The sequence below is a fragment of the Pseudomonas sp. GL_090 genome, assembly GCF_057837765.1.
The window spans coordinates 1,764,682-1,777,847 of record NZ_CM174452.1; the positions used below are offsets into that span (position 1 = coordinate 1,764,682).

Below are 13,166 nucleotides of genomic sequence, written 5' to 3' on the forward strand. Positions count from 1 at the left end.
AGAATTCAGATGAGGTACAACATGAATCCAATGTTAGCCCTTCGCCAATATCAGAAGATTGGCGCTCAGGCCCAGACTTCCGAAGCCAGCCCTCATCGTCTGGTGCAAATGCTGATGGAGGGAGGCCTGGATCGAATTGCCCAGGCCAAAGGTGCGATCGAACGCAAAGACATCCCGAACAAGGGTGTGTTCATCAGCAAGGCCATCGGCATTATCGGTGGTCTGCGTGAAGGTCTGGATCTGGATAACAAGGCTGAGTCGGTGGGCGAGCTGGACAGTCTCTACGCTTACATGATGAAACGTCTGGCGCAAGCCAACGTCAATACCGATTCAAAGATCCTCGACGAAGTCGCTGACCTGCTGAACACGGTCAAGGACGGCTGGGATGCCATCGGCACGCCAGGTCCTCAGTTTTAAGGAGATCACCATGAGTCTTGTATTGCAGCGAATCGAACAAACCCGGGAAGGTCTTGTAGGCGCTCTGGCCGAGCGTAACTGGGAAGCTATCGGGGAGTTGGACCAGGCTTGCCGTTCCTGCATGGAAGACGTCTTGAGTGAACCTTCGGTGGACGAGGCGGCGTTGCGCGATAATCTTGAGGAGTTGCTGGGGGTCTACAAGCAGCTACTTGAGGCGGCAACGGGAGCGAGGCAGGCGATAGTCGATGAGATGTCGCAGATCCACCAAGCACAAAACGCGGCAAAGGTTTACCATCTGTTTGGTTAATTAAACCCAGGTTAATCCAGACATGTGCGCCATAAATTTGACTGTGCACGGTTTTTTGACTTAACTAGTGGCTGGTTCCAGATTTCAGTCGTCTTCAGGCATATCAGGCCTGCAAGCGTTTAGCTTGCCCCAGCATTTTGGGCATTGAGTTGACTAGGGAAGTTGCTATTGCATGTGGCGTGAAACCAAAATTCTGCTGATCGATGACGATAGCGTCCGCCGCCGCGACCTGGCGGTGATTTTAAATTTTCTCGGCGAAGAAAATTTACCCTGCGGTAGCCATGACTGGCAGCAGGCTGTCGGCTCTTTGTCGTCAAGTCGTGAAGTGATCTGCGTCCTCATCGGGACGGTCAACGCTCCTGGTGCACTTCTGGGTTTGCTTAAGACACTCTCGACATGGGATGAGTTCCTTCCGGTTTTGTTAATGGGCGATAATTCTTCCATTGACCTGCCCGAAGACCAGCGTCGGCGAGTGCTTTCGACCCTCGAAATGCCGCCCAGCTACAGCAAATTGCTCGATTCGCTGCACCGTGCCCAGGTCTATCGCGAGATGTACGACCAGGCCCGCGAGCGCGGTCGCCATCGCGAACCCAATCTTTTCCGCAGCCTTGTCGGTACCAGCCGGGCGATTCAACACGTCCGCCAGATGATGCAGCAAGTCGCCGACACCGATGCCAGTGTGCTGATCCTCGGTGAGTCCGGCACCGGCAAGGAAGTGGTTGCGCGCAACCTGCATTACCATTCCAAGCGCCGCGAAGCGCCGTTCGTGCCGGTCAACTGCGGTGCGATCCCGGCCGAGTTGCTGGAAAGCGAATTGTTCGGCCATGAGAAGGGCGCCTTCACCGGGGCGATCACCAGCCGCGCCGGTCGATTCGAACTGGCCAACGGCGGCACCCTGTTCCTCGATGAAATCGGCGACATGCCGCTGCCGATGCAGGTCAAGTTGCTGCGCGTGTTGCAGGAGCGCACCTTCGAGCGCGTGGGCAGCAACAAGACCCAGAGCGTCGACGTGCGCATCATTGCGGCGACCCACAAGAATCTCGAAAGCATGATCGAGATCGGCACCTTCCGCGAAGACCTGTACTACCGCCTGAATGTGTTCCCGATCGAGATGGCGCCGCTGCGTGAGCGCGTCGAAGACATTCCGCTGCTGATGAACGAACTGATCTCGCGCATGGAGCACGAGAAGCGCGGTTCGATCCGTTTCAACTCGGCGGCGATCATGTCGCTGTGCCGCCATGCCTGGCCGGGCAACGTCCGCGAACTGGCCAACCTGGTGGAGCGCATGGCGATCATGCATCCATACGGCGTGATCGGCGTGGTCGAGTTGCCGAAGAAATTCCGCTACGTCGACGATGAAGACGAGCAAATGGTCGACAGCCTGCGCAGCGATCTGGAAGAGCGCGTGGCCATCAACGGCCATACCCAGGACTTCACCGCCAATGCCATGCTGCCGCCGGAAGGCCTGGACCTGAAGGACTACCTCGGTGGTCTGGAGCAGGGGCTGATCCAGCAGGCGCTGGATGATGCCAACGGCATTGTGGCCCGCGCTGCCGAGCGCCTGCGCATCCGTCGTACCACGCTGGTGGAAAAGATGCGCAAGTACGGCATGAGCCGTCGTGATGGAGACGAACAGGCGGATGATTGACGCCTGTTTTCCAATCCATTCATTTATAAGCAGTTTTTTTTAGGCACGGGTATTGCTAAGTCCCTCGCAACGTTCCGTTTAACTGACGGTCAGCCAAGCGAGAGAGCACGATGCCCCAAGCCGCCCAGATGTCTCCTGTCCCTGATGCTTCGCGGCAACCGTCGTCCGTAGAGCAGGCGAGCCGGCTTGGCCTTGAGCAGGCATTCGCGCTGTTCAATCAGATGTCCAGTCAGTTGACCGATTCCTACAGCATGCTTGAAGCCCGGGTCACCGAGCTCAAGGGTGAATTGGCGGTGGTCAGCGCCCAGCGCATGCAGGAACTGGCGGAAAAAGAACGCCTGGCCAACCGCCTGCAAAACCTCCTCGATCTGTTACCCGGCGGTGTCATCGTCATTGACGCCCAGGGCATCGTGCGCGAAGCCAATCCGGCGGCGTGCGAGTTGCTGGGACTGCCGCTGGAAGGTGAATTGTGGCGCCACGTCATTGCCCGCTGTTTTGCGCCGCGCGAAGACGATGGCCATGAAGTCTCCCTCAAGGATGGTCGGCGCCTGTCGATCGCCACGCGCTCGCTGGACGCCGAGCCAGGCCAGTTGGTGTTGCTCAACGACCTGACCGAAACCCGCCACCTGCAGGATCAACTGGCTCGTCATGAGCGGCTGTCGTCACTGGGGCGCATGGTTGCTTCGTTGGCTCATCAGATACGCACGCCGTTGTCCGCCGCGTTGCTGTATGCCAGTCATTTGACCGAGCAAGAGCTGCCGGTCGCCACCCAGCAGCGCTTTGCCGGGCGCCTCAAGGAGCGCCTGCACGAACTGGAACATCAGGTGCGCGACATGTTGGTCTTCGCCCGTGGTGAGTTGCCGCTGACCGATCGCGTAACCCCCGGTCAATTGATGCAATCGTTGCAAGCGGCGGCGCTGACCCATGTACAGGATCTGCCGATCCGCTGGCAGTGCGATAGTCACTCGGGTGCGTTGCTGTGCAATCGCGACACCCTGGTCGGCGCGATCCTCAATCTGATCGAGAACGCCATTCAGGCCAGTGCCGGTCAATTGCGTCTCAAGATTCACCTCTATACCCGCGGCAGCAACCTGCGCCTGTGCGTGAGCGACAGTGGCTGCGGTATCGATGCCGCCGTTCTGGCGCGATTGGGTGAGCCATTTTTTACCACCAAGACTACCGGAACAGGTCTTGGCCTGACCGTGGTCAAGGCAGTGGCTCGTGCTCATCAGGGAGAATTGCAGTTGCGTTCGCGGCTTGGTCGCGGCACCTGCGCGCAGGTGATCCTGCCGTTGTTCAGCAGCGCTCAAGGAGCGGAGTGACACAGATGGGTATCAAGGTTCTGTTGGTCGAGGACGACCGCGCGCTGCGCGAGGCATTGGCCGATACGCTGTTGCTCGCGGGGCACGATTACAAGGCGGTGGGTTCGGCAGAGGAGGCGTTGCTTGCCGTCGGCGAAGAGGCCTTCAACCTGGTAATCAGCGACGTCAACATGCCGGGCATGGACGGCCACCAGTTGCTGGGCCTGCTGCGAGCGCGGCAGCCGCAGTTGCCGGTGTTGCTGATGACCGCCCACGGTGCGGTCGAGCGTGCGGTCGATGCGATGCGCCAGGGGGCGGCGGACTATCTGGTCAAGCCATTCGAGCCCAAGGCATTGCTCGATCTGGTGGGGCGTCATGCCCTGGGCAATCTCGGCCTGGCCGAGGGCGAAGGGCCGATAGCATTCGAGCCGGCGAGCGCGCAGCTGCTCGAATTGGCAGCGCGGGTCGCGCGCAGCGATTCCACGGTGTTGATCTCGGGTGAGTCGGGCACGGGCAAGGAAGTGCTGGCGCGCTACATCCACCAGCATTCTCATCGCGCCAATCAGCCGTTCATTGCGATCAACTGCGCGGCGATTCCGGACAACATGCTCGAAGCGACCTTGTTCGGGCACGAGAAGGGTTCCTTCACCGGCGCCATTGCCGCGCAAGCCGGCAAGTTCGAGCAGGCCGACGGCGGCACCATTCTGCTCGACGAAATTTCCGAAATGCCCCTGGGGCTCCAGGCCAAATTGCTGCGCGTGCTGCAAGAGCGCGAGGTCGAAAGGGTTGGGGCGCGCAAACCGATCACATTGGACATTCGTGTGGTCGCCACCACCAATCGCGACCTCGCGGGTGAAGTGGCGGCGGGGCGCTTCCGCGAGGATCTTTACTATCGTCTGTCGGTGTTTCCCCTGGCCTGGCGCCCGTTGCGCGAGCGCACCGCCGACATCCTGCCGCTGGCCGAGCGCCTGCTGGCCAGGCACGTCAATAAAATGAAGCATGCGGCTGCCAGATTGTCCCCCGAGGCCCAAGCGTGCCTGATCGGTTATCCGTGGCCCGGCAACGTGCGTGAACTGGACAACGCGATTCAGCGTGCGCTGATCCTGCAGCAGGGTGGCTTGATCCAGCCGCAGGATTTCTGCCTGACCGGGCCGGTGGCTTGCGCACCACTGCCGACGTTGGCGCGTCCCGTGGAAGTCGAGTCCGAGTCGGCCGGTGCGCTGGGCGATGATCTGCGTCGCCGTGAATTTCAGATGATCATCGATACCCTGCGCGCCGAGCGCGGTCGTCGCAAAGAGGCGGCCGAGCGCCTGGGCATCAGCCCGCGAACCCTGCGTTACAAGCTGGCGCAGATGCGCGATGCCGGCATGGATGTGGAAGCCTTTTTGTTCGCCACCTGATGCCTTCCCCCCTGTAGGAGCGAGCCTGCTCGCGATGGTCGCCAACGATAACGCTGGGAACCTGACACCCCGCGGTGTTCTCGGGTTCATCGCGAGCAGGCTCGCTCCTACAGGAGGGGGGCGTAAGGAAGGGCTTTTGTGAAACAAGCCATGGAGCTGGCACCCTTGTTGCTAACACCTCACTACCCGTCGAGTGAGTGTCAAAAAAATGCGGGTCGTCAAAGAGAGAGACCATGAGCCAAGGTATTGAATTCAATCGGTTGATGCTGGATATGCGCGCCATGCAAATGGATGCCATGTCTGCGCCGAAATCCACTGCCGTCCCTGAAATGACGGGCAGCAGCTTTTCCGACATGTTCGGTCAGGCCATCAATAAAGTGAACGACACCCAGCAGGCTTCCACGCAGTTGGCCAGTGCGTTCGAAATCGGCAAAAGCGGCGTCGATCTCACGGACGTGATGATTTCCTCGCAGAAGGCCAGCGTGTCGTTCCAGGCGTTGACCCAGGTGCGCAACAAAGTGGTTCAGGCCTACCAAGACATCATGCAGATGCCGGTTTAAAGGACGAGATTGAGTCATGGCAGATGCAGTCGCCGATAACGTTCCGGCCAAGGCCACTTCAATAGACGGCAAACCGCCGCTGTTCGGGTTGTCCTTCCTGGAAAACCTCTCCGAGATGACCATGTTGCGTCAGGTGGGCCTGTTGGTCGGCCTGGCAGCGAGCGTGGCGATTGGTTTTGCCGTGGTGTTGTGGTCCCAGCAACCGGACTACCGGCCTCTGTACGGCAGCCTTGCCGGCATGGACGCCAAGCAGGTCATGGATACCCTGGCCTCCGCCGATATCCCGTACACCGTCGAACCCAATTCAGGTGCCTTGCTGGTCAAGGCCGATGACCTGTCCCGTGCCCGGCTCAAGCTCGCGGGCGCTGGTGTCACTCCCAGCGACGGCAACATCGGCTTTGAAATCCTCGATAAGGAACAGGGGCTGGGCACCAGCCAGTTCATGGAGGCGACCCGTTATCGTCGCGGCCTCGAAGGCGAACTGGCACGCACCATTTCCAGCCTGAACAACGTCAAGGGTGCCCGCGTGCACCTGGCAATCCCGAAAAGCTCGGTGTTCGTGCGCGACGAGCGCAAGCCGAGCGCTTCGGTTCTGGTTGAGCTCTATTCCGGTCGTTCCCTGGAACCCGGCCAGGTCGTGGCCATCATCAACCTGGTGGCGACCAGCGTTCCCGAACTCAGCAAGTCGCAGATCACCGTGGTCGACCAGAAGGGCAACCTGCTCTCCGATCAGGCGGAAAACTCCGAACTGACCATGGCCGGCAAGCAGTTCGACTACAGCCGCCGGATGGAAAGCATGCTCACCCAGCGCGTGCACAACATCTTGCAGCCGGTGTTGGGCAACGACCGTTACAAGGCCGAAGTCTCGGCCGACGTGGATTTCAGTGCGGTCGAATCGACTTCCGAGCAATTCAACCCGGATCAACCGGCGTTGCGCAGCGAACAGTCGGTCAACGAACAGCGTACCGCCAGCAATGGCCCGCAAGGCGTACCGGGTGCCCTGAGCAACCAGCCGCCAGCACCGGCCTCCGCGCCGCAAACCACCGGCGGCACTCCGGGGGCAGCCGGCATGGTGCAGCCGGGTCAGCCACTGGTTGATGCCAACGGCCAGCAAATCATGGACCCGGCCACCGGTCAGCCGATGCTCGCACCGTACCCGGCGGACAAGCGTCAACAATCGACCAAGAACTTCGAACTCGACCGCTCCATCAGCCACACCAGGCAGCAACAGGGCCGGTTGAATCGCCTGTCGGTGTCGGTGGTGGTCGATGATCAGGTCAAGATCAACCCGGCCAACGGTGAAACCAGCCGTGCGCCGTGGACCGCCGATGAATTGGCGCGCTTCACGCGTCTGGTGCAGGACGCAGTCGGCTTCGATGCCAGCCGTGGCGACAGTGTCAGCGTGATCAACATGCCGTTCTCCGCCGAGCGCGGTGAAGCGATTGCCGAAATTCCGTTCTACTCCCAGCCCTGGTTCTGGGACATCGTCAAGCAAGTGCTGGGCGTGCTGTTCATCCTGGTGCTGGTGTTCGGTGTACTGCGTCCGGTGCTCAACAACATCACCGGCGGTGGCAAGGGCAAGCAGCTTGTTGGCTTGGGTAGCGATGTCGAGTTGGGTGGCATGGGCGGTCTGGACGGCGAACTGGCCAACGACCGTGTCAACCTCGGTGGCCCGACCAGCATCCTGTTGCCGAGCCCGAGCGAAGGCTATGACGCTCAGTTGAACGCAATCAAGAGTCTGGTGGCAGAAGATCCGGGTCGTGTGGCCCAGGTCGTGAAAGAGTGGATTAACGCAGATGAGTGATAACCGAGCCGTTGCCGCCAAACTGTCCAAGGTCGACAAAGCCGCAATCCTGTTGCTGTCCCTGGGTTCCACCGATGCTGCCCAGGTGCTGCGCCACATGGGCCCCAAAGAGGTTCAGCGCGTGGGCGTGGCCATGGCCCAGATGGGTAATGTGCACCGCGAGCAGGTCGAGCAGGTGATGAGCGAGTTCGTCGATATCGTCGGCGACCAGACCAGCCTGGGCGTCGGCTCCGACGACTATGTGCGCAAGATGCTCACCCAGGCCCTGGGCGAAGACAAGGCCAACGGCCTGATCGACCGCATCCTGCTCGGTGGCAACACCAGTGGCCTCGACAGCCTGAAGTGGATGGAGCCGCGCGCCGTCGCCGACGTGATCCGTTACGAGCACCCGCAGATCCAGGCGATCGTGGTGGCGTATCTCGATCCGGACCAGGCCGGTGAAGTGCTCGGCAACTTCGACCACAAGGTGCGGCTCGACATCATCCTGCGGGTGTCCTCGCTGAACACCGTGCAGCCCGCGGCCTTGAAAGAGCTCAATCAGATTCTCGAGAAGCAGTTCTCGGGCAACTCCAATGCCTCGCGCACCACCCTGGGTGGCATCAAGCGCGCGGCGGACATCATGAACTTCCTCGACAGCTCGATCGAAGGCCAGCTCATGGACTCGATCCGCGAAGTCGACGAAGACCTGTCGGGTCAGATCGAAGACCTCATGTTCGTGTTCAACAACCTGGCCGATGTCGACGACCGCGGGATCCAGGCGCTGTTGCGCGAAGTCTCCTCCGATGTGCTGGTACTGGCCCTCAAGGGGTCGGACGAAGGCGTCAAGGAGAAGATTTTCAAGAACATGTCCAAGCGTGCGGCCGAACTGTTGCGCGACGACCTGGAAGCCAAGGGCCCGGTGCGCGTCAGCGATGTGGAAACCGCGCAGAAGGAAATCCTCACCATCGCCCGCCGTATGGCCGAAGCCGGAGAAATCGTTCTCGGCGGCAAAGGCGGCGAGGAAATGATCTAACACCATGGTCAAGAATGATGATGCACCCACTGACCTGATCCGGGCCAGGGATGTCGGTGGCTTCGAGTCCTGGGCACTGCCCAGCTTCGACCCGCCGGAACCCGAGCCGGAACCAACACCGGAACCCGAGCCGCCGGAAATGGAGGACGTGCCGCTGGAGGAAGTCCAGCCACTGACCCTCGAAGAACTCGAAAGCATTCGCCAGGAAGCTTACAACGAAGGTTTCGCGGTGGGTGAGAAGGAAGGTTTCCACAGCACCACGCTCAAGGTCCGTCAGGAAGCCGAACAGGCACTGACGCCGAAGCTTGCCGGGTTGGAGCAGTTGATGGCGCACCTGTTCGAGCCCATCGCCGAGCAGGACACCCAGATTGAAAAGTCCCTGGTCGACCTCGTGCAGCACATCACCAGACAAGTGATTCAGCGTGAACTGGCCATCGACTCGACGCAGATCGAACACGTCATGCGCGAAGCCCTCAAGCTCTTGCCGTTGGGCGTGGGCAATGTGCGGCTGTATATCAATCCGCAGGACTTCGCACAGGTCAAAGCCCTGCGCGAACGCCATGAGGAAACGTGGCGCATCGTCGAGGACGAATCGTTGTTGCCTGGCGGTTGCCGGGTCGAGACAGAACACAGCCGCATCGACGCCACGGTCGAAACCCGTATCGCGCGGGTAATGGACAAGCTGTTCGATCAGTTGCACGAGCAGGCCTTGCACCCGGCCGCGCCGGACCTGAGCCTGGAACTGCCGATCCACAGCCAACCTGCGGCCGCGCCAGAGCCGGATGCACCTGATGCGCCTTGAGCGCACCAGCTTCGCCAAGCGCCTGGGCAGTTACGCCGAGGCGACTACGCTTGCCGGTGCGCCGATCCTTGAGGGCCGCCTGCTGCGCATGGTCGGCCTGACCCTCGAAGCCGAAGGCCTGCGCGCCGCCATGGGCAGCCGCTGCATGGTTATCAACGACGACAGTTATCACCCGGTGCAGGTCGAAGCCGAAGTGATGGGCTTCTCCGGCAGCAAGGTCTTTCTGATGCCGGTTGGCAGCGTCGCTGGTATTGCCCCTGGCGCCCGCGTTGTTCCCTTGTCCGATACCGGGCGTTTGCCGATGGGCATGAGCATGCTCGGGCGGGTGCTCGATGGCGCCGGTCGCGCGCTGGACGGCAAGGGCGGGATGAAGGCCGAAGACTGGGTGCCGATGGATGGCCCGACCATCAACCCGCTCAAGCGCGAACCGATCAGCGAACCGCTGGACGTGGGCATCCGGTGCATTAACGGCATGTTGACGGTCGGGCGCGGTCAGCGGCTTGGGCTGTTCGCCGGTACCGGTGTCGGTAAATCCGTGCTGTTGGGCATGATGACCCGCTTCACCGAGGCCGACATCATCGTCGTCGGGTTGATCGGTGAGCGGGGTCGCGAAGTTAAAGAATTCATCGAGCACATCCTCGGTGAAGAAGGGCTCAAGCGTTCAGTGGTGGTGGCGTCCCCGGCGGACGATGCGCCGCTGATGCGCCTGCGCGCGGCGATGTATTGCACGCGCATCGCCGAATATTTCCGCGACAAGGGCAAGAACGTTCTGTTGCTCATGGATTCGCTGACCCGTTTCGCCCAGGCCCAGCGGGAAATCGCCCTGGCCATCGGCGAGCCGCCGGCGACCAAGGGTTATCCGCCGTCGGTGTTCGCCAAGCTGCCGAAACTGGTGGAGCGGGCCGGCAACGCGGAGAAGGGCGGTGGTTCGATCACCGCGTTCTACACCGTGCTGTCCGAAGGCGATGACCAGCAGGATCCGATTGCCGACTCGGCGCGGGGCGTGCTCGACGGGCACATCGTGCTGTCCCGGCGCCTGGCCGAGGAAGGGCATTACCCGGCCATTGATATCGAGGCGTCCATCAGCCGGGTAATGCCGGCGGTGGTGTCGCCGGAACACATGACCCGTGCGCAGTATTTCAAGCAACTGTGGTCACGCTATCAGCAGAGCCGCGACCTGATCAGTGTCGGCGCCTATGTCGCCGGAGGAGATCGCGAGACCGATCTGGCGATTTCCCTGCAACCGCAATTGGTCAAATACCTGCGCCAGGGCCTCAACGACAGCATCAGCCTGGGCGAAAGCGAGGCGTATCTGGCCTCGATCTTCGCGCCCGCGGCAGGCGGTTAAGCGGTCATGGCCCTGAGTCGGGCAGGAAGGCTGGCGCCGGTGGTGGAAATGGCCGAAAAGGCCGAGAAAACCGCGGTCCAGCGTCTGGGGCACTTTCAAGGGCAGGTTCGCCTGGCACAAAGCAAACTCGCCGACCTCGAAGCCTTCCGTCTCGACTATCAGGAACAATGGATCGTACGCGGCAGCAGCGGTGTCTCGGGCCAGTGGTTGCTGGGCTATCAGGGCTTTCTCGCGCAACTGGGCACGGCCATCGACCAGCAGCGGCAAAGCCTGGCCTGGCATCAGAACAACTTGAACAAGGCCCGGGAAACCTGGCAGCAGGCGTTTGCCCGGGTTGAAGGCTTGCGCAAGCTGGTTCAGCGCTACGCCGATGAAGCGCGGGCGCTTGAAGACCGGCGCGAACAGAAGCTGCTGGATGAATTGTCCCAGCGCTTGCCGCGCGAGAACCCCTATTGAGCGTGCTTTCAAAAAACGCGCAGGCTTGCCCCTATCGACACCTGATGCTAAACCTTCTAAACGTTTTATAAAGACAAGGAAGCCATGAAATGTCGGTGATTACAGAAGTGTCCGAGGATGGACAAAGACTGACGATCTCGATCAGGGGACGATTCGATTTCGCCAAGCATCAGGAATTTCGTAAGTCCTACGAAGATAGAGAGCTATCAGCGGTCGTGGTCGACCTGAAAGACGCCACTTACCTCGACAGTTCGGCCCTGGGGATGCTGCTGCTGTTGCGCGATCACGCCGGTGGCGACGACTCCGATGTGCGCGTCGTCAACAGCAGCACCGATGTGCGCAAAATCCTCGCCATCTCCAACTTCGACAAACTGTTCGACATCAGTTGATTGCCATGCAGCCACTGGAGCCGCTGACGATCCTGATTGCCGAGGACAGCGCCGCTGATCGCCTGCTGTTGTCGAGTATCCTGCGCCGCCAGGGGCACGAGGTACTGACAGCGGCCAACGGCGTCGAAGCGGTCGAGGTGTTTGGCCAGCAACACCCGCACCTGGTGTTGATGGATGCGATGATGCCGGTCATGGACGGCTTCGAGGCGGCCCGGCAAATCAAGGCCATGGCCGGTGAAACCCTGGTGCCGATCATCTTCCTCACGTCGTTGTCCGAAAACGAAGCCTTGGCCCGCTGCCTGGAAGTCGGCGGTGACGACTTTCTGGCAAAGCCCTACAACCAAGTGATTCTCGCCGCCAAGATCAAGGCGATGGATCGCTTGCGGCGCTTGCAGGACACCGTGCTGCAACAGCGTGACCAGATCGCCCGGCACCACGACTATTTGCTCAACGAGCAGCGCGTGGCCAAGGCCGTTTTCGACAAGGTGGCGCACTCCGGCTGTCTGAATGGCGCACCGAATATCCGTTATCTGCAATCGCCCTATGCGCTGTTCAACGGCGACCTGTTGCTGGCCGCGTTCACTCCGGCCGGAGACATGCACGTGCTGCTGGGCGACTTCACCGGCCACGGTTTGCCAGCGGCGGTAGGCGCCATGCCCCTGGCCGAAGTTTTCTACGGCATGACCGCCAAGGGCTATGGCCTGGCGGAAACCCTGCGCGAGATGAATGCCAAGCTCAAGCGCATCCTGCCGGTGGACATGTTCTGCTGTGCCACGTTGCTGTGCCTGAGTTTTCAGCGCCGTTCGGTGGAGGTCTGGAACGGCGGCATGCCCGACGGTTACCTGCATCGCATTGCCAGTGGCGAGCGCACGCCTCTGCCGGCGCGGCACCTGCCTTTAGGGGTGCTGAGCCCGGAATCCTTCGATGAGCGTACCGACATGTATCCCATGGCCCTCGGGGATCGGGTGTTTCTCCTGTCCGATGGGGTGATCGATACCTGCGACGCCAATGATCAGTTGTTTGGCGTACAGCGATTGCAGCAGGTATTTGCCACCAATCGACATCCGGATGCGCTGTTCGAAGAGATCGAGCAGGCGTTGCGTCATTTCGGCGGAGAAACGCGTGACGATGTCAGCATGGTCGAAGTCAGCCTGCTGGAGTCGGCGCAGATCAGCCCGCCGGCGTTGGTCTACTCCGACAGCGGCCAGTCCTGCCCGCTGGACTGGTCGGTAAGTTTCGAGTTTCGCGCCGCCACGCTCAAGCGCTTCAACCCGTTGCCCTACCTGTTGCAGTTGTTGCTTGAGGTCCATGGTCTTCGGGCTCAGAGCGGTGCGCTCTACAGTGTGCTGGCGGAGCTCTATTCCAATGCGCTGGAGCATGGCGTGCTGGGGCTGGATTCGGGCCTCAAGCGCGATGCCTCGGGGTTTGCGCGGTATTATCAGGAGCGCAATACCCGGCTGGACGAGCTGCGCGAAGGCTATGTACGGTTAAGTTTGCAGGTGACGCCAACGGACGATGGCGGTTGCCTGACCATTCACGTTGAAGACAGTGGCAAGGGTTTCGATGTCGAGCGGGTGATGGCAAGACCTTTGGAAGACATCCGCCTGTCGGGACGCGGGGTCAGTCTGATCCGCCAGTTGGGGCGTAATGCCCGCTGGACCGACGATGGTCGAAGTGCACGCGTGGAGTTTATCTGGGAGGCTCTGGCATAATCCGCGCATT

13 protein-coding genes are annotated in these 13,166 nt (G+C 60.9%); all 13 read left to right on the forward strand.

The annotated features are described in order from the left end of the window. Window positions 1-21: 21 nt before the first annotated feature. On the forward strand, window positions 22-417 hold the full coding sequence (fliS, locus tag AC3ITA_RS07765; protein WP_095944084.1) for a flagellar export chaperone FliS: 396 nt from the start codon (window positions 22-24) through the stop codon (window positions 415-417). Window positions 418-427: 10 nt separating this feature from the next. Continuing rightward, entirely contained in the window at window positions 428-724 is a 297-nt protein-coding gene (gene fliT / locus AC3ITA_RS07770) for a flagellar protein FliT (RefSeq protein WP_095944083.1), read from the forward strand. Between the two features lie 172 nt (window positions 725-896). Continuing rightward, entirely contained in the window at window positions 897-2,372 is a 1,476-nt protein-coding gene (locus AC3ITA_RS07775) for a sigma-54 dependent transcriptional regulator (protein WP_095944082.1), read from the forward strand. A 128-nt stretch (window positions 2,373-2,500) separates the two neighbouring features. Continuing rightward, the gene (locus tag AC3ITA_RS07780) at window positions 2,501-3,694 is read left to right on the forward strand and encodes a sensor histidine kinase (RefSeq protein WP_172435352.1); all 1,194 of its coding nucleotides are present in this window, start codon (window positions 2,501-2,503) and stop codon (window positions 3,692-3,694) included. 5 nt (window positions 3,695-3,699) lie between these two features. Continuing rightward, complete coding sequence (locus AC3ITA_RS07785; protein ID WP_095944080.1) at window positions 3,700-5,073, forward strand: sigma-54-dependent transcriptional regulator; 1,374 nt, start codon at window positions 3,700-3,702, stop codon at window positions 5,071-5,073. 233 nt (window positions 5,074-5,306) lie between these two features. Beyond that, entirely contained in the window at window positions 5,307-5,633 is a 327-nt protein-coding gene (gene fliE, locus AC3ITA_RS07790; RefSeq protein ID WP_008052868.1) for a flagellar hook-basal body complex protein FliE, read from the forward strand. 16 nt (window positions 5,634-5,649) lie between these two features. Beyond that, window positions 5,650-7,437: a flagellar basal-body MS-ring/collar protein FliF gene (gene fliF, locus AC3ITA_RS07795; RefSeq protein WP_489279928.1), complete on the forward strand. Its 1,788-nt coding sequence runs from the start codon at window positions 5,650-5,652 to the stop codon at window positions 7,435-7,437. Continuing rightward, entirely contained in the window at window positions 7,430-8,449 is a 1,020-nt protein-coding gene (fliG, locus tag AC3ITA_RS07800; RefSeq protein ID WP_007983391.1) for a flagellar motor switch protein FliG, read from the forward strand. Before fliF ends, fliG begins: the two co-directional genes overlap by 8 nt. A gap of 4 nt (window positions 8,450-8,453) precedes the next feature. Further along, window positions 8,454-9,251, forward strand: a complete 798-nt coding sequence (gene fliH / locus AC3ITA_RS07805; RefSeq protein ID WP_095944078.1) for a flagellar assembly protein FliH — start codon at window positions 8,454-8,456, stop codon at window positions 9,249-9,251. Further along, window positions 9,241-10,599, forward strand: a complete 1,359-nt coding sequence (gene fliI / locus AC3ITA_RS07810) for a flagellar protein export ATPase FliI (RefSeq protein ID WP_095944090.1) — start codon at window positions 9,241-9,243, stop codon at window positions 10,597-10,599. Before fliH ends, fliI begins: the two co-directional genes overlap by 11 nt. 6 nt (window positions 10,600-10,605) lie before the next feature. After that, complete coding sequence (fliJ, locus tag AC3ITA_RS07815; RefSeq protein WP_095944077.1) at window positions 10,606-11,055, forward strand: flagellar export protein FliJ; 450 nt, start codon at window positions 10,606-10,608, stop codon at window positions 11,053-11,055. 89 nt (window positions 11,056-11,144) lie between these two features. Further along, complete coding sequence (locus AC3ITA_RS07820; RefSeq protein WP_095944076.1) at window positions 11,145-11,444, forward strand: STAS domain-containing protein; 300 nt, start codon at window positions 11,145-11,147, stop codon at window positions 11,442-11,444. A gap of 5 nt (window positions 11,445-11,449) precedes the next feature. Continuing rightward, complete coding sequence (locus tag AC3ITA_RS07825) at window positions 11,450-13,156, forward strand: ATP-binding SpoIIE family protein phosphatase (RefSeq protein ID WP_095944075.1); 1,707 nt, start codon at window positions 11,450-11,452, stop codon at window positions 13,154-13,156. Window positions 13,157-13,166: the final 10 nt, after the last annotated feature.

Coding starts and splice junctions, on each gene's coding strand:
- fliS (WP_095944084.1), top strand. CDS start 22: ATGAATCCAATGTTAGCCCTTCGCCAATATCAGAAGATTGGCGCTCAG.
- fliT (WP_095944083.1), top strand. CDS start 428: ATGAGTCTTGTATTGCAGCGAATCGAACAAACCCGGGAAGGTCTTGTA.
- AC3ITA_RS07775 (WP_095944082.1), top strand. CDS start 897: ATGTGGCGTGAAACCAAAATTCTGCTGATCGATGACGATAGCGTCCGC.
- AC3ITA_RS07780 (WP_172435352.1), top strand. CDS start 2,501: ATGTCTCCTGTCCCTGATGCTTCGCGGCAACCGTCGTCCGTAGAGCAG.
- AC3ITA_RS07785 (WP_095944080.1), top strand. CDS start 3,700: ATGGGTATCAAGGTTCTGTTGGTCGAGGACGACCGCGCGCTGCGCGAG.
- fliE (WP_008052868.1), top strand. CDS start 5,307: ATGAGCCAAGGTATTGAATTCAATCGGTTGATGCTGGATATGCGCGCC.
- fliF (WP_489279928.1), top strand. CDS start 5,650: ATGGCAGATGCAGTCGCCGATAACGTTCCGGCCAAGGCCACTTCAATA.
- fliG (WP_007983391.1), top strand. CDS start 7,430: ATGAGTGATAACCGAGCCGTTGCCGCCAAACTGTCCAAGGTCGACAAA.
- fliH (WP_095944078.1), top strand. CDS start 8,454: ATGGTCAAGAATGATGATGCACCCACTGACCTGATCCGGGCCAGGGAT.
- fliI (WP_095944090.1), top strand. CDS start 9,241: ATGCGCCTTGAGCGCACCAGCTTCGCCAAGCGCCTGGGCAGTTACGCC.
- fliJ (WP_095944077.1), top strand. CDS start 10,606: ATGGCCCTGAGTCGGGCAGGAAGGCTGGCGCCGGTGGTGGAAATGGCC.
- AC3ITA_RS07820 (WP_095944076.1), top strand. CDS start 11,145: ATGTCGGTGATTACAGAAGTGTCCGAGGATGGACAAAGACTGACGATC.
- AC3ITA_RS07825 (WP_095944075.1), top strand. CDS start 11,450: ATGCAGCCACTGGAGCCGCTGACGATCCTGATTGCCGAGGACAGCGCC.